The organism is Yoonia sp., from assembly GCF_017854415.1.
In the GTDB taxonomy this organism is placed as follows: Bacteria; Pseudomonadota; Alphaproteobacteria; order Rhodobacterales; family Rhodobacteraceae; genus Yoonia.
In genome coordinates this window covers 1-18,902 of sequence record NZ_JAFMHR010000052.1, presented here as the reverse complement: position 1 = coordinate 18,902, position 18,902 = coordinate 1, and the positions used below count along the sequence as shown (strand labels likewise).

Sequence of the window (18,902 nt, the reverse complement as noted above, 5' to 3'; positions counted from 1 at the left end):
TTTCGATTGCCCAAGTCTTCTTGATCACATCGATCGCCTTCGCTGGTCTTAGCCTCTATGGTTACACGACGAAGAAAGATATCTCTGGTTGGGGTGCTTTCCTGATCATGGGTGTGATTGGTCTGGTCGTTGCGATGATCGTCAACATCTTCCTGCAGTCCCCTGCAATCATGTTCGCGATCTCGATTTTGGGTGTGCTGATCTTTGCAGGCCTCACCGCTTATGACACGCAGAAAATCAAAACGACTTACCTTGAGCATGCCGTACATGGCGACCAAGAATGGCTAGCAAAAGCCGCAATCATGGGTGCGCTGAACCTGTACCTCGACTTTATCAACATGTTTATGTTCTTGCTGCAGTTGTTCGGCAACCGCGAATAGATATTGAAAAACTTCAACGATTAGGGGCTGATGGCAACATCAGCCCCTTTTTTGTTTTTGAAAGCGAATTTCCGACAATGACCCTCACGATTACTTCGTTCACGGCCGTCCTTGCTGGTCTGCTCATTTTGTTGCTAACCGCAAAGGTCATCCGGCTGCGCAGGCGCGACGGTGTCGTTCTAGGCGACAACAACGACCGTCCGCTCACCAAGGCTATCAGGGGCCACGCTAACGCGGTGGAGCAGCTACCAATCGCGCTGATTCTGATGGGCTTGTCCGAGGCGCAAGGTGCCGCGGCGTCTGCCCTTACTGGCGCGGCAATCTTGCTTATCGTCGGGCGCATCATGCACGCCATCTACTTTGCAATCGACGGCACACATTGGCGGCTGCGCATGTACGGGATGTTGCTGACGTTGATTGCACAAATCGCGCTGATTGTGATTCTGGCGGCAACGCTGCTTTTCTGATCCCCAAAACGCAAAAGGCCGCGCTAGTGCGCGGCCAAATCAATTGCAGTCAGGCGATCAATTACTTGATCTTGCCTTCCTTATATTCCACGTGCTTGCGCACAACTGGATCGTACTTATTAACGACCATTTTTTCGGTCATTGTACGTGCGTTCTTTTTGGTGACGTAGAAATGCCCGGTACCCGCAGTGGAGTTCAGGCGGATTTTGATGGTGGTAGGCTTCGCCATGGCTCATCTCTCCTCGTTGCGGGCCGCTTGCGGCACATCGCGTGAATAACATTGAAGCTGCCTTTTACCCGCAGGGAGGGCCGAGTCAACCGTAAACCCACCTCTTGAGTGGGGGAATATGCGCGGACGGCCTATAAGCCGGATTTTGTCCTCTGCGGTTGCCCGCAAATGGATGACCATTCATCTAAGACGCCTGTTACCAAGCGCCCTCTAGCTGCCAACCCGGACCGTCTGGGGTTCAAGCATCCCCGTCTTGCGACGCGAGGTCCCTATTTGGCATTGCTCCCGGTGGGGCTTGCCGTGCCGCTTACGTTGCCGCTCGCGCGGTGGGCTCTTACTCCACCGTTTCACCTTTTCCTGCGCTTTGACGAATGCGCACCATAGATGCGACGCAGGTAGTCTGTTCTCTGTGGCGCTATCCCTAGGGTTACCCCCGCCGGGCGTTACCCGGCACCGTGCTTTTTGGAGTCCGGACTTTCCTCGACATTGCTGCCGCAGTCATCCAGCCATCCGCGCAAAAATGCAGTTAGGCGACAGCCGCGTTCACGTCAACGGGAAAGCGTGCCGCGAGGTCTGAGATCATTGCAAGATCGGTGGCATCTAAAGGGCCTGTATGGCGTGACCGAAAGCGCAGACGGAAGGTTGCCAGCAAAAGTTCTGGGTCATTTGTCGCGGTATACCCAAAGGCGGCCATTGCTGCCGCAAAGCGCGCGGTCCCAACGTCTTGAGGCAGTTTTTGCGAAACAGGCCAAACAGATATCCCTTCATGCGCAATCCTGCGCCAATCAAACCGTGGACCAGGGTCAATCTTGCGCCCCGGTGCCATATCGGAATGGCCAATCACTCGCTCTGGCCGGATCGCCCAACGCGCGGTGATACCTTTCAACAAATCCGTCAGGGCATCCATCTGAGCTGCGGCAAACGGGGCAAGACCTGTATTGGACAACTCGATTCCGATCGAGCGACTGTTCACGTCCGAAACGGCACCCCATTGCCCCGCGCCTGCATGCCACGCGCGCATCGCTTCCGGGACGAGCGACAGGACCTCACCGTCTTCAGAAATCAGATAATGCGCGGAAACTTCGTTGTCTGGATTGCATAACGTGTCTGCAGCCGCCTTCGCAGAGGACATCGCAGTATAGTGAATCACGACCAGATCGGGTTTGGCGCCTTCCCGACGCGGCCCACAATTGGGCGAGGCTCGCGTTGTCAGTCTCAGTTGCGGAACGCTTGTTTAAATGGTGCAGGATCCCAACCACAGGCAAAGCCGTCTCCGTCTGGGTCAATGCCGCGACGGTCGCGATCAGGTCCACCGCGTGCAAGGAAATCGCGCTGTGCGTCGTCTGGTGTGGCATAACCAGCGCAATTGCGGCGGAACCGCCCTTCGCCGGACAATAATGAACGGCTGTACCATTCTTGGCCAAGGATGTTCGGCGCATTCAATGCATACTCAACGATATCTGGTCCGACATCGCGCGGGCGCTGGGGTACGGCTGTTGGGGCCACCTGCTGACGGACAGCGGCTTGTGCCGCGCGGCGCTCTGCATCGCTTTCGATTGTTTCGCGCCCGGCGACCGCATCAAAATTCTGCTCGTCCGACAGGCCGGATGAATTCGCCAACTGCGGCGCGGGATTGCTCGGGGATGCGTCAAGACCTTGCGTGCGTAGCGGGTCAGCACCCAAATTTGCGGGCAACGCTGGTCGTGCGGCATTTTGCCCAATGCCTGCGGCAGCAAGATCAGCCGACGCAATAGCGGGGTTTTGTGTCGTGCGCACGAATGGTGCTTGCGACGGGATTGTGTTCACCTGAGCTGGTGGAACAATACCGCCAACAGGCGCGGACAACTGCGCGTCGCGTAGCGCGCGATTAGCCGCGTCATCGAAACCTACGCCGCGCTCTGTCGGAACCACGACCGGCGAACACGCGGCAATAACCAACGCTGCCACCGAAATAAAGACGCAAGACTTTATCATTACCATACCTGCTTCACTGCATTTTCTTGAAAAAAGCTTACCACCACTTGGTGGGTTTGGCCACAAATCCTGCCGACTGCTCGAGGCTATAGGCCACATTCAGCAAATCGCCTTCTTCCCACGGGCGTCCAATCAACTGAAGACCCAGCGGCAGACCCTGCGCATCCTGCCCAATTGGTACGGCAATCCCTGGCAGACCAGCAAGGTTTACTGTCACCGTGAACACGTCGTTAAGATACATCTGGATCGGGTTGGCATTCGTCATTTCGCCCAAACCAAAGGCTGCCGACGGCGTTGCAGGCGTCAAAATCGCATCGACACCATCCGCGAACACTTTGTCGAAGTCCTGCTTGATCAAAGCGCGCACACGGCGGGCACGGTTGTAATACGCGTCATAGAAGCCCGCAGACAGCACATAAGTACCGACCATCACACGGCGCTGCACTTCTGGACCGAAACCCTCGGCGCGGGTTTTTTCGTACATCTCTGTGATGCCATCGCCTGCTGCAAGTTTTGCGCGGTGACCAAAGCGGACACCGTCATAACGGGCGAGGTTCGAAGATGCCTCTGCTGGTGCAATCACATAGTACGCCGGCAGCGCATATTTTGTGTGCGGCAGTGTAATTTCGGCAATGTTGGCACCTGCGTCTTTCAACATCGTTGTGCCATCTTCCCACAGCTTTTCAATTTCAGCCGGCATGCCGTCCATGCGGTATTCTTTGGGGATACCAATGGTTTTGCCGCGAATGTCACCTGTCAGGGCCGCTTCAAAATCAGGCACGGCCAGATCGGCGCTAGTGCTATCCAGCGGATCATGGCCAGACATCGCGCCCAGCATGATTGCTGCGTCACGCACGTCTTTAGTCATCGGGCCAGCTTGGTCCAGAGACGACGCAAAGGCCACGATTCCCCAACGCGACACACGGCCATACGTCGGCTTGAGACCTGTGATCCCGACAAATGCAGCAGGCTGACGGATTGATCCGCCTGTATCCGTTCCCGTCGCGGCCAAGCATAAATCAGCGGCAACAGCACTGGCTGATCCACCGGACGAACCACCTGGCGTCAGTGGCGCATCATCGCCTGCGCGCTTCCATGGGTTCACAGCATTGCCATAAACGGATGTCTCGTTCGACGACCCCATCGCAAATTCATCCATGTTGAGCTTGCCCAACATAACAGCGCCAGAGCCAAACAGTTTGCTTGTGATGGTGCTTTCGTATTCCGGCTTAAAGCCTTCGAGAATGCGCGATGCGGCCTGCGACGGCACGCCTTTGGTGCAAAACAAGTCTTTGATACCCAGCGGGATACCGCACATATCAGGCGCATCGCCTGCTTTGATACGGACATCAGCGGCCGCAGCCTGATCTTTTGCGATGTCAGGTGTATGGTGCACGAAAGCGCCCAGCGCGTCTGCACCTGCGATGGCGCTTAGACAGTCGGCTGTGATTTCAGCACTCGATGTTTCACCCTTACGCATCGCGTCGCGCGCACCGGCAATGGTCAGTTTGGACAGCTCAGTCATTATTCAACTACCTTTGGCACGGCGAAAAAGCCTTCGCGGGAATCAGGTGCGTTTTTCAACACAGCCTCTTGCTGGTTCCCGTCCGTCACAACATCGGCACGGCGCATCAAACGCTGCGGCGTCACAGATGTCATCGGCTCAACACCTTCAACATCCACTTCGTTAAGCTGTTCAATAAAGCCCAAAATCGCGCTGAACTCCGAGGCCAGCGCAGGCAATGCGTCGTCTTCCACCTTGATGCGGGCCAATTTGGCCACGCGGCGGGCTGTTTCGATGTCGATCGACATGGACAAACTCTCCGGTAAAACTTTTCTCGCGTTTACCGCCCTTGCGGGGCGGTCGCAAGCATATGGCGTGTGTAAACGTGGATCATCCAGCCTAACATGATGCCATTCAGGACATGCCACATGAAATGTGTGCCAATCGGGATCACATCACACAGCATTTCATCAAGCGAGCGGATGGTAATAGACAGGCAAAGCAATGACGCGCCAATCAAGAAACCTTGGGCGATTCCCGGCCTGCGGCGCAAAAATATCGCGTAAAGTGCCAGTAAGATCGGCACGGTCCAGTAAAAGTTCGAAATCGCGATAAAGGGGACTTGGTTCAGCACAGGCACCAATGCGGCAGCGTATGGAATGAATAGCGCTGTTGCAAAGGCTGCCATCCAGCCGCCCATCGGCACCATATCGCGGTTCACCACAAACAAATACGTCAGGATGAAAATGCCAATCGGGACCACATCAGCAACCGATGCCCAGATGGTCGCATGCGCGTGAAACAGGAAACTACCCACGCCAATCCCGACCAAGATGCCTGAAAGAACCCGCGCCATCGGCACACCCGCGCTGCGCCGCCACAAAATCAAGGCAGCGATGATAAACGCGATATTGGTCAGCGCGTTCAACGGTTCGGACCAATATGTGAAATCCGTGCGTTCGCAGTATCCGTCGACCTGTTCAAACCAATCCATTTTTGGGCCTTACCTGCGTTCCGAGAAGAACGTCGTCAAAAGTGCTTCAGACGTGGATGTGTCAAGCCCGTCATAGACCTCTGGCACATGATGGCATTGCGGATGACTAAACACACGCGGCCCTTGCGCGACGCCGCCTGATTTCGGATCAGCTGCGCCGAAATACAGCCGTGCAATCCGCGCATTACTGATCGCTGCGGCGCACATCGGGCATGGTTCCAACGTCACGTAGAGGTCACAGCCTGTCAGACGTTCTTGCCCCATTGCGGTGCACGCGGCACGGATCGCAAGAACCTCTGCATGGGCAGTTGGGTCTTTCAATTCACGGGTCCGGTTACCTGCTTGCGCGATAACGCCATCAGATCCGACGACGACTGCACCCACAGGCACTTCGCCGCGCGTGGCGGCGGCGCGGGCCTCGTCCAAGGCGATATGCATGAAACTGCGAAAATCCATGGCGCTTTGATGCCTGTTCATGCCTATTTCAGCAAGGCTTTGCGGCAATTCAATTGCGCGCAGCACAGATCGCCCTTAAGGAATGAGACATGACAGATACCCCACCCTCCGGCGACCGGATCGCCAAAGTTCTTTCCCGTGCAGGCATCGCCAGCCGTCGCGAAGCAGAGCGTATGATCGAAGCTGGCCGCGTCAGCGTGAACGGCAAGCTGATTGACAGCCCCGCGTTGAACGTGACCCCCGACGACCGCATTGTTGTGGACGGCAAAACTGTGGGCGAACCTGACGCGCCGCGCCTTTGGCTTTACCACAAGCCCGCCGGTCTGGTGACCACAGAACGTGACGAAAAAGACCGCCCGACGGTTTTTGCATCTTTGCCTGAAAACCTGCCGCGTGTGATGTCAGTTGGACGGCTTGATTTGAATTCCGAAGGTTTGCTGCTGCTCACCAATGACGGCGAAATGAAGCGTAAGCTGGAATTGCCCAGCACTGGTTGGCTGCGCCGCTACCGTGTCCGCATCAATGGATCGGTTAGCGAAGCCACCCTCGACCGTTTGCGCGCGGGCATCACGGTCGAAGGCATCCAGTATCAGCCGATGGTCGTCACATTCGATCGCCAGCAAGGTGCCAACGCATGGCTGACCGTCAGCATTCGGGAAGGTAAAAACCGCGAAATCCGCCGCGCGATGCAAGAAGTCGGCGTCGCGGTGAACCGCTTGATCCGCGTCAGCTATGGTCCGTTCCAGTTGGCCAACCTTAAGCAAGGCGAAGTTGAAGAGATCAAACAACGCGTTGTGCGTGACCAGTTGGGCATGTCGGATAAACCAAAGCCGACACGTGTCAGAAAGCCTGTCAATCGTCCCACTAGGGGGAAAAAGCCCCAGAGTTGAACCTTGTCCTGCACCCAACCGTGTGCATGGTAGGGCTAACAACTTCTCCCGGGGGACAAACCAGCTGCTGTTTGTGATGATCCGCCTGATCGATGCCTTGGCAGAACCGTTCTTTGTGATGAACTGGGTCGGCGTGATCGAGGGTGGCGTGAACTTTGCGACCATCGTTTTTGTCTTTGGTGGCGCATTCATTATGTACACTGCTGTCAAGGAAATCGGGCACATGTTGTCCATGGATAACCTTGATCACGACGTCGAAGGCAAAGGCGGTAAATCTGCCGTTAAAGTCGTGATGCTAATTGTTCTTATGAACCTGATCTTTTCGTTTGATTCTGTGCTGTCAGCACTGGCGATCACAGATGTGTTCCCGATCCTTGCGACGGCGATCCTTCTCTCGGGGTTGGCGATGTTGTTGCTGGCCGACAGCGTCGCGCAGTTCTTGGAAAAGAACCGCATGTACGAAGTGCTAGGCCTGTTTATCCTGCTGATTGTTGGTGTGGTCTTATTGGGCGAGGCAGGCCCCGCTGCCGCCCACGCGATGCATGATGACAGCTTGAAAATCATGGTCTTCGGGCAGGATATTATCCCGATGTCAAAATCCACATTCTACTTCTCTGTCGTGGTGCTGGTTGCAGTGGAAATCATCCAGTCGGGTTATAGACGAAAATTGGATGCAGAGCGTGCAGCCTTGCAGAAACACTCGTAAACTAGCGCGCCCGTTCCTATCTTGATGAAGGTGAAAACTGACGGAGTGACGAAGACATGATGCGATTGATCCTCTTGGTGGCGTTTGTGGCAGTGGCCGCAATAGCAATCACCGGTCTCCTGAGGACAATTCAAGACGTCACACAAGTTGGCGTTGGAAAGGACGACGATTTTATGCCCGCGAAGTTTCGACGGATTACATATGTTTTGCTGGTTGTTTTGCTGTTTGGCGTCACGACCGGTTGGTTGGGGGCTGCATAATGGCCAAGAAGTTTGGCGGCAAATTTAGCCCTGACGGGCAAGCAAATGCCCCCCGTGATGCGGTCGTGGACGAACGGCAGATCAAAAAAGCTGGTTCGCAAGCCCGCTTGCTTTATGTGCCCGCCGCGATCTTGGTGTTCACATCATTGAACGATGGTCCAGTCGCACTGGTCACGGCTTTGGTCGGTGGTGCGGTTCTGACGCTAGCCGCTTGGTTACTACAAGAAGGTTTGCAAGCAGAGGCTGCGTATAACGCACGCAAGGTTGCGCGCCGCCCTGCTGTTCCACGCAAGATGCTGGCCACTGCTTTGACAGGAATCGGTGTCACTATTGCCGCATATCTTGGCGATACTGGCATCATCGGATCGGTTCTTTATGGCTTAGCTGCCGCGGGTCTGCATACGGTCACGTTCGGTATCGATCCAATGACTGACAAGCGCATGGAGGGCATTGATACTTTCCAGCAAGACCGCGTCGCGCGTGTGGTGGACGAAGCCGAAGCATATTTGGCCGTGATGAAAGCACAGATCCAGGCCTTGTCTGATCGGCGCCTTACCGAACGTGTTGAGGATTTCCAAACAATCGCTCGCCGGATGATCCGCACGGTCGAAGAAGATCCGCGCGACCTGACGGGTGCACGTAAATTTCTGAGCGTTTATTTGATGGGCGCACGTGATGCGACGGTCAAGTTCGTTGATCTTTACGGGCGCAACAAAGACGCTGATGCGCGCACCAGCTATGAAGCGCTTCTGACCGACCTTGAGCAGAATTTCGCTGCTCGGACCGACAAAATGCTGCTCGATGACCGCAGCGATATGGATATTGAAATCAATGTGCTACGCGATCGCTTACAGCGTGAAGGCGTCAGCTTAAAATCAAAAGGGAATGACTAATGTCTGATACAATCCGCCAGCAAGCCGAAGCGACCCTCCCTGATGTTGAAAAAATCACCGCAGTTGTGCTGCCAGAACCCAAAGGGGAATTGGTGACACTCGAAGCCGCTGATGCGCCAACAACAGCCGAGATCGAACGCCGCGTCGCCGAGATCGACATCACCGAGACCAATTCGATCGTGTCTTTCGGTTCATCCGCGCAAGCAGAATTACAAGTGATCAGCCAATCCATGCTGGCAGGCGTGCGTAACAAAGACGTCGGCCCAGCAGGTGACAGCCTGCGCAATATCGTGACCACGATCCGTGGTTTTTCGATCTCGGAGTTAGATGTCCGCCGCGAGCGTAGCTGGTGGGAAAAACTGTTGGGCCGTGCGGCACCAATGGCGAAATTCGCGGCCCGCTTTGAAGAAGTCCAAGGCCAGATTGATCACATTACGGGTGATCTGCTCAAGCATGAACATGTGCTGCTGAAAGACATCGAAAGCCTTGACGTGCTTTATGACAAAACCCTGCAATTCTACGATGAACTGGGCCTTTATATCGCTGCAGGCGAAGCCAAGATTGCCGATTTGGATGCCACGACCATCCCTGCGAAAGAAGCCGAAGTTCAAGCCGCCCCTGAGGATCAGGCCGTCATGGTCGCACAAGAATTGCGCGATCTGCGCTCTGCCCGTGATGACCTGGAACGCCGCGTGCATGACCTGAAACTGACCCGTCAGGTGACAATGCAGTCGTTGCCATCCATCCGCTTGGTGCAGGAAAATGACAAATCATTGGTAACCAAGATCAACTCGACCTTGGTAAACACCGTCCCACTTTGGGAAACCCAATTGGCCCAAGCCGTCACGATCCAACGCTCTGCCGAAGCCGCCGAAGCGGTGCGCGGCGCCAATGATCTGACCAACGAATTGCTGAAAGCCAACGCCGAAAACCTGCGCATGGCGAACAAAACGATCCGTACCGAAATGGAACGCGGCGTCTTTGATATCAACGCGGTAAAAGAGGCGAACGCAAACCTGATTGCCACCATCAACGAAAGCCTCGAAATCGCGGACGAAGGCAAGCGCAAGCGCGCCGAAGCCGAAACCGAGCTGCAAAAGATGGAGCAAGAGTTGAAGGCGACCCTTGCCTCTGCAAAGGCGCGTAAAACAGGTACCGGTGACACCATCGGCACGGCAGCTGGCGCCGAATAAATAATGACGATTGGGGGCACCAAACAGAGCTTCATCATGCTTACCCTTGCGGTGGGCCTGATGGGGTGCGACTTGCGCACGCCCCCGCCCGTCCCTGTTACACCACCGCCAATTACCACGCCTGAGCCGCTTGTTGATCCTGTGGAGGAACCCAGCCAGGCCAGCAAAGACCTCACAACATATTACGCCCGTTTGCAGAATGATCTTTTGACCCAAGGGTTGCTTCGCGGCGATGGCGGTGGCGCGGACACACCGTTCAGCGATACACAATTGGCGCGTAATTTCGTGCGCATCGCGCTTTTTAACGAATACCGCGACGACAGTGATTTCCAACGCCCACAGGCCACAATTTCAAACCTGCGCCGCTGGACGCAGCCGATCCGGATGTCGGTCGAATTTGGCAATACCGTCGCTTTGGCACAGCGCAATGTTGATGAGGCCAGCGTCAGCACCTACGCAGCACGGCTTTCGCGTGTTTCTGGTGTTCCTATCCGCATGACAGACCGCAATCCCAATTTTCATGTGCTGTTCTTAGGCGAAGACGATCGCCGCGGCTATGGCGACCGCCTGCGCGAACTGATCCCGAATATCTCGGACGCGACTGTCCGGAGCTTTGTGAACCTGCCGCGCGACCAGTTGTGCGTGGTCATCGGGACGTTTTCGCCCGGCCAGTCCAGCTATACAAAAGCCGTCGCGATGATTCGCGCAGAGCATCCAAATCTCATGCGCAGTGCGTGTATTCACGAAGAGCTGGCCCAAGGCATGGGCCTTGCCAATGACAGCCCCGGTGCGCGCCCTTCGATCTTTAATGATGACGAAGAATTCGCATTGCTAACGATCCACGACGAGCTTTTGCTTAGGATGCTCTACGATCCGCGCCTGCAAACGGGCATGACACCCGCCACGGCAGCCCCGATTGCGCGTGTAATCGCGCGTGATTATCTGGCTGTGGGGGCAAGTTGATGCGCCTTTGCTTGCTCCTTCCGATGCTCTGCCTGCCGACATTCAGCCATGCAGAAGACCGATTTGGCGACTGGGTCGCAAGCCAACTCGGCTTTGAACCATTTTATGCCCAAAGCATCGGTTGGGACATGCCAGAGACCTCTGTCGCCATCTCCGACCCGTTGTCGGAGACAGACACCGAAGTAGGCTTTCTTGAAACGCCCCCGACCACGGCATGGGTCGTTGGCATATTCAACGAGGCCTCAGACGCGCGCCTGTCCGGCTTTGCGCTTGTTTGGTCTGACGGCCCATTCGATCGCGTAGCCCCATCGGGCATCGTACAGACACAATCCGGATATGTCGCGTTTCAAACACCCAAGCAGACATGGGTCAGCATCGCACTTCCAGAGAAGATCGCAGCACAGATGATTGATCTGTCGCCCGGTCCAATCCTCACAGAGCAACCCGATGGCACGGTATTCCCCGTCGGAGACAGCGGTGTCTCTGACAGCTGTTTCGAGGCCTCTGCGCTCTACAAAGATAATGACGAGTTGATCGCGCTTGTCGTACTATTCAAATCAAACGCGCGTGTTGATGCGGACGCTTCGGCGTGTATCGCGCTCACATCTTGACTTAAGGAGGCTCTCCAATGGGCATTTTCGATTTTCTAACCGGTGAATTCATCGACGTCATTCACTGGACCGACAACACCCGCGACACGATGGTTTGGCGATTCCAACGCGAAGGCCACGAGATCAAATATGGTGCCAAGCTGACGGTCCGCGAGGGCCAAGCCGCTGTATTCGTGCACGAAGGCCAGTTGGCCGACGTTTTCACCCCCGGACTTTACATGTTGGAAACCAACAACATGCCGATCATGACGACACTGCAGCATTGGGATCACGGCTTTAAAAGCCCGTTCAAGTCAGAGATTTACTACGTCAACACAACCCGCTTTTCGAACCTCAAATGGGGCACGAAAAACCCCATTATGGTCCGCGACCCTGAATTCGGCCCAACTCGTTTGCGCGCCTTTGGTACCTACACGGTGAAGGTATCTGATCCTGCCGTGTTCCTGCGCGAAATCGTCGGCACCGATGGCGAATTCACCATGGACGAAATCAGTTATCAGATCCGCAATATCATCGTACAAGAATTCAGCCGCGTGATCGCACAATCCGGCATCCCTGTGCTGGATATGGCCGCGAATACCGCTGATCTGGGTAAACTGATCGCCAGCGCGATTTCTGCGACGATGACGCAGTACGGTTTAACTATTCCAGAGCTTTACATTGAAAACATCAGCTTGCCGCCTGCAGTGGAAGAGGCGCTTGATAAGCGTACTTCCATGGGTCTTGCTGGTGATCTGGGCAAATTCACCCAGTACTCCGCAGCCGAGGCGATGACATCTGCCGCGTCCAACCCTGCAGGTGGCGGGATGGCTGCCGGTTTAGGCGCTGGCATGGGCATGGCAATGGCCGGACAAATGGCACAGGGCGGCCCTTGGGGTGCAGCCCCCGCCGCCGCCCCACCGCCACCGCCCCCACCGGTCGAACATGTTTGGCATATCGCCGTCGCGGGCGACGTGACGGGACCGTTTTCCAAAGCTGCAATGGGCCGCATGGTCACAGACGGCACACTCGGTCGCGAAAGCATGGTCTGGACACAAGGCCAAGACGGCTGGATCGCGGCAGGTGATGTGATGGAACTTGCGCAACTGTTCACCATCATGCCGCCACCGCCGCCGGGCGCATGACCCTAGCTTTCATACAAAAGATGCTTTGATGGCTGACGGTTCTATTTCTACGGCGGACCACCGCTTTCCTTGTGACAACTGCGGGTCTGACCTGCGGTTCGACCCTGCGCAAAACCAGCTGACCTGCGACCATTGCGGGAATGCGGCACCCATCGAAAGCAGTGGACCTTGGACCAGCAGTATCCAGGAGCTGGATTTTACACAGGCCGTAAATGACCGGCTTGCTGACGCCGATATTGAGGAAACCCGCGTTACAACTTGTCCCAACTGTGGCGCGCAAACCGAATTTGACGCCGATATTCACGCGGCCGAATGCCCGTTTTGCGCCACCCCGGTCGTCACAGATACCGGCGCGCATAGGCATATCAAACCGCGCGGACTGTTGCCCTTTGCACTCGAAGAACGCGCTGCCCGCAAAGAAGTCGTCACCTGGCTTGGCAGTCTTTGGTTTGCGCCAAATGGGCTCACGGAATACGCCCGCAAGGGGCGGAAAATGAACGGTATCTATGTGCCGTACTGGACCTTTGATGCGGATACAAAAAGCCAATATACCGGCCAACGCGGTACGCATTACTACGAAACACGAACAGTCATGCGTGACGGCAAGCGCCAGCAAGTACAGGTCCGCAAAACCCGCTGGCGTGGCGTTTCCGGCCGCGTTGCGCGGTTCTTTGACGATGTGCTGGTTTTGGCCTCAAAATCACTACCCAAGAAATACACCGATGGTTTGGAACCTTGGGACTTATCCGCACTTGAACCCTACAAACCGGAATACCTCGCGGGCTTCCGCGCCGAAGGATATCAGGTTGAACTGGTCGATGGTTTCACCGAAGCCCGCGCCTATATGGACCGCATGATCCGGCGCGATGTAAAATACGATATTGGCGGAGATGATCAACGCATTGGGCAAGTGAACACGGATGTCAGCGATGTGACCTTCAAGCATATCCTGCTGCCCGTCTGGCTTGCCGCTTACAAATATCGCGGCAAAACCTACCGCTTTGTCGTGAACGGGCGCACGGGCCGGGTGCAGGGCGAGCGTCCTTATTCTGCATGGAAGATTGCATTTGCGGTTCTTATCGGTCTTATACTTGCGCTTATTGCAGGATTTGTTATCGCTAACAGCCAATAACCAAAGGCCAGCAAGTTAAGAAAGGTCCAGCGATGATCCTATGTGCGGGCGAAGCCCTGATTGATATGTTGCCACGCGAAACTGTGGTTGGCGAAAATGCCTTTGCACCACATGCGGGTGGCGCGGTTTTCAACACAAGCATTGCTTTGGGCCGTCTTGATGTGCCGGTACAGTTCTTTTCCGGCATTTCCTCTGATCTATTTGGCGATGTGCTGCGAAAGCAGCTGGCGGCATCATCGGTTGATAGCAGCCCCGCTGCGATCTCTGACCGCCCCACGACGCTTGCTTTTGTGACCCTGACGGACGGGCATGCGTCATATGCGTTTTATGATGAAAATACTGCCGGGCGGATGCTTTCGCCGGATGATCTGCCTGATGTGTCCCCGCAAACGTTGTTCGTCGGTGGCATTTCACTGGCTGTTGAGCCCTGTGCGCAAGCATATGAGGCCTTGGTGGCGCAGCACGCCCCCCATGCAGTTGTGATGATGGACCCCAATGTGCGTCCGTCTTTCATCAAAGATGCAGACCTCTACCGCGCGCGCATCAGGCGCATGATGGACCAATGCGATATTGTTAAGCTGTCAGACGAAGACCTCGCTTGGTTCATGCCGGACGACAGCACCAAAGACGCCGCCCACCGCCTGGTCGAAGGTGGCGTAAAGCTGCTATGCATCACCCAAGGGGCGACCGGCGTAACAGCATACACCCCGAACCACACAGTTTTTGTTTCGGCCGAAAAAGCGACGGTCGTTGATACGGTCGGCGCCGGTGATACGTTCAATGCGGGCGTGCTGGCCAGCTTGCATCACGCGGATGCATTGCACAAAGACACTATCGCAAATCTGGACGCGCCTACGATCCGCAACGCTTTGGCCTTTGGTGCCAAGGTTGCCGCGATAACGGTCAGTCGCGCGGGCGCAAACCCGCCTTGGGCATCAGAAGTTTGAGAGCGCTGATCCAACGGGTTTCTGCGGCGTCGGTTGCCGTCGAAGGGGCCGTGATTGGCGAAATTGACCAAGGTCTATTGATCCTGATTTGTGCAATGGAAGGCGACGATGCCGCCAAAGGCGCGGCCCTTGCCGCCAAAATCAGCAAGCTGCGCATATTCAAAGATGAGGCGGGCAAGATGAACCGCTCGCTAGTAGATATCGGTGGTGCAGCTTTGATCGTTAGCCAGTTCACGCTGGCCGCAGATACGTCACGCGGCAACCGCCCCGGATTTTCTACGGCTGCTAAGCCCGACGAGGGCCGCACGCTTTACGAAAGCTTTGCCGCTGATGTTGCGGCTCTGGGCATCACCGTTGCAACAGGTGCGTTTGGCGCTGATATGGCCGTCAGCCTGACCAATGATGGCCCTGTGACCATTTGGATGGACGTCTAAGCGCTCCGCAAACGGCGCAGCGCTGTGCCCATCGCACTAACCGCAAAGATGGACGCCGCCACACAAATAATCGCGGGACCAACCGTGGTGTCAAAGATCACCGCAAGCCGCAAACCTGCAATTGCGGACAACGCACCAATGGCCATAGAAAGCAGCGCCATGCGCTCAGGCGTCGAGGCGTAGTTGCGCGCCGCTGCGGCCGGGATAATCAACAAAGCGGTGATCAAAAGCGCGCCAACAACCTTGATCGCAACAGCAACGACCGCAGCCAAAAGCAGTGTCAAAACCAGTTGCTCGCGCCGCGGGTTGATCCCTGCCGCATAAGCTAAATCAGAACTGAGTGTCGCAGTGAGCATTGCCGACCAGTGCCACCAGAGTGTAGCGACTACCACCGCCCCGCCGCCCCAGATCACGGCCAAATCTGTGCGCGTAACACTTAAGACGTCGCCAAAAAGATAAGCGTCAAGATCAATGCGCTGCCCCGGGATCAGCGTCACAGCAACCAAGCCCAGCGCGAGCGCGCCATGCGCCAGAACGCCCAACATTGTATCAACGGCAGCGCCCTGACCGCTAAGTCCATGGATCAGCACGGCCATCAGCAACGCGACGGCACCGACACCAAGCGTGATCGAGGTTCCAAACAACAATGCCAACGCGACACCTAAGACGGCTGCATGCGCTGTCGCGTCACCGAAATAGGCCATGCGCCGCCAGACGACAAAACACCCCAAAAGCCCGGCAGCAATTGCCGTGCCAACACCCGCGAGTGCCGCGCGGACAAGAAAGTCATCCAACATCTATTCAGCAGCCTTATGGTGGTGGTGCCCATCGTGGTCGTGGTCATGTCCGTGATCATGATCGTGCCGGTATAGCGCCAAAGCGCCTCCCGTGCCTGTCCCGAAAAGTTCACGGTAAGCGGGGGCTGCGGAAACGACCTCTGGCGTGCCTTCGCAACAGATATGTCCGTTCAGGCAAATGACACGGTCAGACGCGCTCATTACAACGTGCAACTCATGACTGACCATAAGAACGGCGCAGCCAAGATCACGGCGCACCGCGTCAATCTGGCGATAGAACGCGGCGGAACCGGGCTGGTCCAATCCCTGCGTGGCTTCATCAAGCATCAGTACATGTGGCTTCGGCAAGATCGCGCGGGCCAACAGAACCCGTTGAAACTGCCCCCCTGAAAGCTGCGACATCTGCCGATTGCCAACCCCAGCGACACCAGCCGTTGCAAGCGCTTGTTTAGCGGCGGTTGGGTCAACCCGATGGGGCAAGTTCAAGAACCTATCCACAGTGATCGGGAGCGTCGGATCGATATGCAGCTTTTGTGGAACATACCCGATGCGCAGCCCGTCTTGGCGGGTAACTTTGCCTTTTTGGGGTTTCAAAGCACCGATCATCACCCGCAGCAGTGTTGATTTACCTGACCCGTTAGGGCCAACAATCGTGACGATTTCACCCGCATTTAACGCAAGACTAACGCCTTGCAGCACGCGTTGGCCACCGTGTCCAAAGTCTACGTTTTGGGCTTCAATCAGGCTCATGTCGTGACCTGTGGCTGGCAAGACGGGCAAAGTCCCTCGGCCTCAATCACGGTCTGCTCAACCTGAAACCCGCTTAAGGCCGCGGATTGTGCAAGTGCGGCGGTTGCCTCGGCCTCGGCCACCGTTCCGCAAGCGCGGCAGATCATAAAGGCTGGATCATGGGCCGCACCGGGATGGGCACAGGCGATGAATGCGTTCAGGCGCTCGATACGGTGCACAAAGCCCTGTTCGACTAAAAAGCCAAGTGCACGGTAAGCCACCGGTGGTTTTGATCCTAAGCCTTCGGCATCCAAGCGCGCCAGCACGTCATAAGCGCCCATTGCGGAATGACTTTCGAGCAAAATCTCAAGCACGCGGCGACGCACTGGCGTCAGTTGCACCTTGCGCGCAAGACAAGCGGCATCTGCGGCATCAAGTGCCGTGCGCATGCAACTGCTATGGTCGTGGTTGGAAAAACCTAAGGTATCGTGGGGCATAATTCTGACTTGTGATGTTATAACATACAACTTATACCAGCCTCGCACCCAAAGGACAAGGACCACTCAATGATTCGCCTACTCTGTTCGACCTGTTTGCTGCCCGTCTCTGCTTTTGCAGATGTGCCCGCCGTCATGACCGATATCGCGCCGGTCCATAGCATTGCAGCCCAGGTAATGAGCGATTTGGGCACGCCTGATCTTCTTTTGCCGCCAGGTGCCGATCCGCATGATTTTGCTTTGCGTCCTAGCGATGCAGCCCGTTTGGGTGAAGCCGGGATAGTGATCTGGGTTGGCGAAGGTCTGACGCCTTGGCTTTCAGAGCCCCTTGAAACGCTCGCCCCGCAGGCGGCACACATCAGTTTGCTGGATGTACCCGGATGGGAGCAGTTAGACATCCGTGACGTCAAAGACCATGGCGGGCACGATGATCATGACGATCATGACGAGCACGCACATGACCACGTGCATGACCATGGCGATTTTGACCCGCATGCTTGGCTAGACCCGAAGATTGCGGGTGTTTGGGCTCAAGAAATCGCAACACAGCTTGGGTCGATTGATCCGGCAAATGCCGCAATCTACACCGCAAATGCGGACGCCGCAGTGACCCGCTTTGATGCCCTTTCCGAAGGGATTTCAGAGCAACTCGAAGCCGTAACCGACAAAGCTTATGTCCTGCCGCACGACGGTTATCAGTATTTCGAGGCACGTTTCGGATTAACTGCACAGGCCGCGATTGCAGGCATAGACGCCCGTAGCCCTGGCCCCGCCCAAATTGGCGCCTTGCGCGATGACATGGCGGCCAACAACGTCGTTTGCGTGTTTAGCGACGTGGCAATCGGTGAGCGTTGGGCCGCCGTCATTACCGAAGGTACATCCGCAAACACAGTGCAGATTGACGGCATTGGGCGTGGACTTGAGGCAGGCCCCGCACTCTACGAAGCGATGATGAGCCGGCTTGCAGACGGTTTTGAAACTTGCCTAGGGAACGGCATGTAAAGTGGATTTCAATCCACCTTACTCCTAAAAGTCGGTCGGCGCGCCTCCCTCGGATTTGCGCCGGTCGACAAACGCCTTCAACTCTTCTTTGACCGCTTCATCCATCGGTGGTTCTTCGAAACTCGCTATAATGTCTTTGAATGTGCCGTGCGCACGTTCTGCTGTCCACGTACCGCCTGCGACTTCCCAAGCTTCAAAATTGCGCCAGTCTGACACGATGGGCTGGTAAAACGCATCTTCATAGCGGTCTTGGGTGTGCTGTATGCCAAAGAAGTGTCCGTTGGGCCCGACCTCTTTGATCGCATCAATCGCAATATCATCCGGCGTTGTGGCGACAATCTGCGGTTCCATATAGCGTTGGATCATCTGGATCACTTCGCAATCCATCACGAATTTCTCTGGTGACGCGATCAACCCGCCTTCCAGCCAACCAGCGGCGTGATAGACAACGTTTGTTCCCGATTGCACCGCGGACCAAAGGCTATTCGACGTTTCCCACATCGCCTGTCCGTCCGGCACATTGGCCGCACAGACGCCCGAGGCGCGCATTGGCAACCCATAGAACCGCGCCATTTGGCCTGTCATTTGCGTGGCGCGCATATATTCTGGCGTCCCGAATGCCGGCGCGCCTGATTTCATATCGACGTTGCTGGTAAATGTCCCAATCACGCAAGGTGCACCCGGGCGCACGTATTGGAACAGGGCGATCGCGCTGATCGC

24 protein-coding genes, 1 other RNA gene and 1 pseudogene are annotated in these 18,902 nt (G+C 56.1%); 14 read left to right on the top strand and 12 right to left on the bottom strand.

The features are described from left to right. Positions 1–380, top strand: a 380-nt coding sequence (locus tag QZ197_RS07820; RefSeq protein WP_296431332.1) for a Bax inhibitor-1/YccA family protein, incomplete at its 5' end; no start/stop codon positions are given. Positions 381–457: 77 nt separating this feature from the next. Next, positions 458–847, top strand: coding sequence for an MAPEG family protein (locus QZ197_RS07815; protein ID WP_296431331.1), 390 nt, complete (start codon positions 458–460; stop codon positions 845–847). Positions 848–908: 61 nt separating this feature from the next. Here QZ197_RS07815 and rpmG read toward each other — a convergent pair whose 3' ends face one another. From rpmG to QZ197_RS07775, 8 genes are all read right to left on the bottom strand, one after another. Next, entirely contained in the window at positions 909–1,076 is a 168-nt protein-coding gene (gene rpmG, locus QZ197_RS07810) for a 50S ribosomal protein L33 (protein ID WP_009159342.1), read from the bottom strand. 118 nt (positions 1,077–1,194) lie between these two features. Further along, an RNA gene (rnpB, locus tag QZ197_RS07805) (RNase P RNA component class A) lies at positions 1,195–1,590 on the bottom strand. A 12-nt stretch (positions 1,591–1,602) separates the two neighbouring features. Further along, entirely contained in the window at positions 1,603–2,289 is a 687-nt protein-coding gene (locus tag QZ197_RS07800; RefSeq protein ID WP_363157886.1) for an N-acetylmuramoyl-L-alanine amidase, read from the bottom strand. A 2-nt stretch (positions 2,290–2,291) separates the two neighbouring features. Then, on the bottom strand, positions 2,292–3,050 hold the full coding sequence (locus tag QZ197_RS07795; protein ID WP_296431330.1) for a hypothetical protein: 759 nt from the start codon (positions 3,048–3,050) through the stop codon (positions 2,292–2,294). 37 nt (positions 3,051–3,087) lie between these two features. Beyond that, positions 3,088–4,575, bottom strand: coding sequence for an Asp-tRNA(Asn)/Glu-tRNA(Gln) amidotransferase subunit GatA (gatA, locus tag QZ197_RS07790; protein WP_296431329.1), 1,488 nt, complete (start codon positions 4,573–4,575; stop codon positions 3,088–3,090). Continuing rightward, positions 4,575–4,862, bottom strand: a complete 288-nt coding sequence (gatC, locus tag QZ197_RS07785; protein ID WP_296431328.1) for an Asp-tRNA(Asn)/Glu-tRNA(Gln) amidotransferase subunit GatC — start codon at positions 4,860–4,862, stop codon at positions 4,575–4,577. Before gatC ends, gatA begins: the two co-directional genes overlap by 1 nt. 32 nt (positions 4,863–4,894) lie before the next feature. Then, positions 4,895–5,548 carry a ceramidase domain-containing protein gene (locus tag QZ197_RS07780; protein WP_296431327.1) on the bottom strand — a complete coding sequence of 218 codons (654 nt, stop codon included), beginning with the start codon at positions 5,546–5,548 and terminating at the stop codon, positions 4,895–4,897. Between the two features lie 9 nt (positions 5,549–5,557). Beyond that, positions 5,558–6,004: a nucleoside deaminase gene (locus QZ197_RS07775; protein WP_296431326.1), complete on the bottom strand. Its 447-nt coding sequence runs from the start codon at positions 6,002–6,004 to the stop codon at positions 5,558–5,560. Between the two features lie 89 nt (positions 6,005–6,093). On the opposite strand from QZ197_RS07775, the gene QZ197_RS07770 reads away from it, so the two are divergent. The 11 genes and pseudogenes from QZ197_RS07770 to dtd all read left to right on the top strand — a co-directional run bounded on the left by QZ197_RS07770 (position 6,094) and on the right by dtd (position 15,157). Continuing rightward, the gene (locus QZ197_RS07770) at positions 6,094–6,894 is read left to right on the top strand and encodes a pseudouridine synthase (protein ID WP_296431325.1); all 801 of its coding nucleotides are present in this window, start codon (positions 6,094–6,096) and stop codon (positions 6,892–6,894) included. 64 nt (positions 6,895–6,958) lie between these two features. After that, positions 6,959–7,600 (top strand): annotated as a pseudogene (locus tag QZ197_RS07765) (tellurium resistance protein TerC); the annotation flags it as partial. A gap of 56 nt (positions 7,601–7,656) precedes the next feature. Continuing rightward, complete coding sequence (locus tag QZ197_RS07760) at positions 7,657–7,860, top strand: hypothetical protein (protein WP_296431324.1); 204 nt, start codon at positions 7,657–7,659, stop codon at positions 7,858–7,860. Continuing rightward, the gene (locus QZ197_RS07755) at positions 7,860–8,753 is read left to right on the top strand and encodes a 5-bromo-4-chloroindolyl phosphate hydrolysis family protein (RefSeq protein WP_296431323.1); all 894 of its coding nucleotides are present in this window, start codon (positions 7,860–7,862) and stop codon (positions 8,751–8,753) included. Before QZ197_RS07760 ends, QZ197_RS07755 begins: the two co-directional genes overlap by 1 nt. Further along, positions 8,753–9,946 carry a toxic anion resistance protein gene (locus QZ197_RS07750; protein WP_296431322.1) on the top strand — a complete coding sequence of 398 codons (1,194 nt, stop codon included), beginning with the start codon at positions 8,753–8,755 and terminating at the stop codon, positions 9,944–9,946. The genes QZ197_RS07755 and QZ197_RS07750 overlap by 1 nt, the downstream gene beginning before the upstream one ends. Before the next feature lie 36 nt (positions 9,947–9,982). Beyond that, positions 9,983–10,909: a DUF2927 domain-containing protein gene (locus QZ197_RS07745; RefSeq protein ID WP_296431321.1), complete on the top strand. Its 927-nt coding sequence runs from the start codon at positions 9,983–9,985 to the stop codon at positions 10,907–10,909. Between the two features lie 11 nt (positions 10,910–10,920). After that, positions 10,921–11,520, top strand: a complete 600-nt coding sequence (locus QZ197_RS07740; protein WP_296431320.1) for a hypothetical protein — start codon at positions 10,921–10,923, stop codon at positions 11,518–11,520. Positions 11,521–11,537: 17 nt separating this feature from the next. After that, complete coding sequence (locus QZ197_RS07735; RefSeq protein WP_296431319.1) at positions 11,538–12,644, top strand: SPFH domain-containing protein; 1,107 nt, start codon at positions 11,538–11,540, stop codon at positions 12,642–12,644. Positions 12,645–12,672: 28 nt separating this feature from the next. Beyond that, positions 12,673–13,776, top strand: a complete 1,104-nt coding sequence (locus tag QZ197_RS07730; RefSeq protein WP_296431318.1) for a primosomal protein N' (replication factor Y) - superfamily II helicase — start codon at positions 12,673–12,675, stop codon at positions 13,774–13,776. Positions 13,777–13,808: 32 nt separating this feature from the next. Beyond that, the gene (locus QZ197_RS07725; RefSeq protein ID WP_296431317.1) at positions 13,809–14,723 is read left to right on the top strand and encodes a carbohydrate kinase; all 915 of its coding nucleotides are present in this window, start codon (positions 13,809–13,811) and stop codon (positions 14,721–14,723) included. Then, complete coding sequence (gene dtd / locus QZ197_RS07720) at positions 14,720–15,157, top strand: D-aminoacyl-tRNA deacylase (protein ID WP_296431316.1); 438 nt, start codon at positions 14,720–14,722, stop codon at positions 15,155–15,157. The genes QZ197_RS07725 and dtd overlap by 4 nt, the downstream gene beginning before the upstream one ends. On the opposite strand, the gene QZ197_RS07715 is transcribed toward dtd, so the two are convergent. The 3 genes from QZ197_RS07715 to QZ197_RS07705 are packed head-to-tail and all read right to left on the bottom strand — an operon-like array spanning position 15,154 to position 17,180. Continuing rightward, positions 15,154–15,954, bottom strand: a complete 801-nt coding sequence (locus QZ197_RS07715; RefSeq protein WP_296431315.1) for a metal ABC transporter permease — start codon at positions 15,952–15,954, stop codon at positions 15,154–15,156. The two genes, dtd and QZ197_RS07715, sit on opposite strands and share 4 nt — an antisense overlap. Beyond that, positions 15,955–16,704 (bottom strand): metal ABC transporter ATP-binding protein, encoded by a 750-nt coding sequence (locus QZ197_RS07710; protein ID WP_296431314.1) that lies wholly within the window; start codon positions 16,702–16,704, stop codon positions 15,955–15,957. It lies immediately after the preceding gene. After that, a complete protein-coding gene (locus QZ197_RS07705) occupies positions 16,701–17,180 on the bottom strand; it encodes a transcriptional repressor (protein WP_296431313.1) in 480 nt (159 codons plus the stop codon). The genes QZ197_RS07710 and QZ197_RS07705 overlap by 4 nt, the downstream gene beginning before the upstream one ends. A 69-nt stretch (positions 17,181–17,249) precedes the next feature. On the opposite strand from QZ197_RS07705, the gene QZ197_RS07700 reads away from it, so the two are divergent. After that, positions 17,250–18,182: a zinc ABC transporter substrate-binding protein gene (locus QZ197_RS07700; protein WP_296431312.1), complete on the top strand. Its 933-nt coding sequence runs from the start codon at positions 17,250–17,252 to the stop codon at positions 18,180–18,182. Positions 18,183–18,206: 24 nt separating this feature from the next. Here QZ197_RS07700 and QZ197_RS07695 read toward each other — a convergent pair. After that, a partial coding sequence (locus QZ197_RS07695) for a trimethylamine methyltransferase family protein (protein ID WP_296431311.1) occupies positions 18,207–18,902 on the bottom strand: 696 nt, incomplete at its 5' end.

What these genes read in the sequence shown, in the direction of transcription:
- gatA (WP_296431329.1), bottom strand. Translation starts at nt 4,575, where the DNA reads ATGACTGAGCTGTCCAAACTGACCATTGCCGGTGCGCGCGACGCGATG.
- QZ197_RS07815 (WP_296431331.1), top strand. Translation starts at nt 458, where the DNA reads ATGACCCTCACGATTACTTCGTTCACGGCCGTCCTTGCTGGTCTGCTC.
- gatC (WP_296431328.1), bottom strand. Translation starts at nt 4,862, where the DNA reads ATGTCGATCGACATCGAAACAGCCCGCCGCGTGGCCAAATTGGCCCGC.
- QZ197_RS07745 (WP_296431321.1), top strand. Translation starts at nt 9,983, where the DNA reads ATGCTTACCCTTGCGGTGGGCCTGATGGGGTGCGACTTGCGCACGCCC.
- QZ197_RS07735 (WP_296431319.1), top strand. Translation starts at nt 11,538, where the DNA reads ATGGGCATTTTCGATTTTCTAACCGGTGAATTCATCGACGTCATTCAC.
- QZ197_RS07755 (WP_296431323.1), top strand. Translation starts at nt 7,860, where the DNA reads ATGGCCAAGAAGTTTGGCGGCAAATTTAGCCCTGACGGGCAAGCAAAT.
- QZ197_RS07780 (WP_296431327.1), bottom strand. Translation starts at nt 5,548, where the DNA reads ATGGATTGGTTTGAACAGGTCGACGGATACTGCGAACGCACGGATTTC.
- QZ197_RS07795 (WP_296431330.1), bottom strand. Translation starts at nt 3,050, where the DNA reads ATGATAAAGTCTTGCGTCTTTATTTCGGTGGCAGCGTTGGTTATTGCC.
- QZ197_RS07730 (WP_296431318.1), top strand. Translation starts at nt 12,673, where the DNA reads ATGGCTGACGGTTCTATTTCTACGGCGGACCACCGCTTTCCTTGTGAC.
- QZ197_RS07770 (WP_296431325.1), top strand. Translation starts at nt 6,094, where the DNA reads ATGACAGATACCCCACCCTCCGGCGACCGGATCGCCAAAGTTCTTTCC.
- rpmG (WP_009159342.1), bottom strand. Translation starts at nt 1,076, where the DNA reads ATGGCGAAGCCTACCACCATCAAAATCCGCCTGAACTCCACTGCGGGT.
- QZ197_RS07715 (WP_296431315.1), bottom strand. Translation starts at nt 15,954, where the DNA reads ATGTTGGATGACTTTCTTGTCCGCGCGGCACTCGCGGGTGTTGGCACG.
- QZ197_RS07710 (WP_296431314.1), bottom strand. Translation starts at nt 16,704, where the DNA reads ATGAGCCTGATTGAAGCCCAAAACGTAGACTTTGGACACGGTGGCCAA.
- QZ197_RS07750 (WP_296431322.1), top strand. Translation starts at nt 8,753, where the DNA reads ATGTCTGATACAATCCGCCAGCAAGCCGAAGCGACCCTCCCTGATGTT.
- QZ197_RS07725 (WP_296431317.1), top strand. Translation starts at nt 13,809, where the DNA reads ATGATCCTATGTGCGGGCGAAGCCCTGATTGATATGTTGCCACGCGAA.
- QZ197_RS07775 (WP_296431326.1), bottom strand. Translation starts at nt 6,004, where the DNA reads ATGGATTTTCGCAGTTTCATGCATATCGCCTTGGACGAGGCCCGCGCC.
- QZ197_RS07705 (WP_296431313.1), bottom strand. Translation starts at nt 17,180, where the DNA reads ATGCCCCACGATACCTTAGGTTTTTCCAACCACGACCATAGCAGTTGC.
- QZ197_RS07760 (WP_296431324.1), top strand. Translation starts at nt 7,657, where the DNA reads ATGATGCGATTGATCCTCTTGGTGGCGTTTGTGGCAGTGGCCGCAATA.
- QZ197_RS07700 (WP_296431312.1), top strand. Translation starts at nt 17,250, where the DNA reads ATGATTCGCCTACTCTGTTCGACCTGTTTGCTGCCCGTCTCTGCTTTT.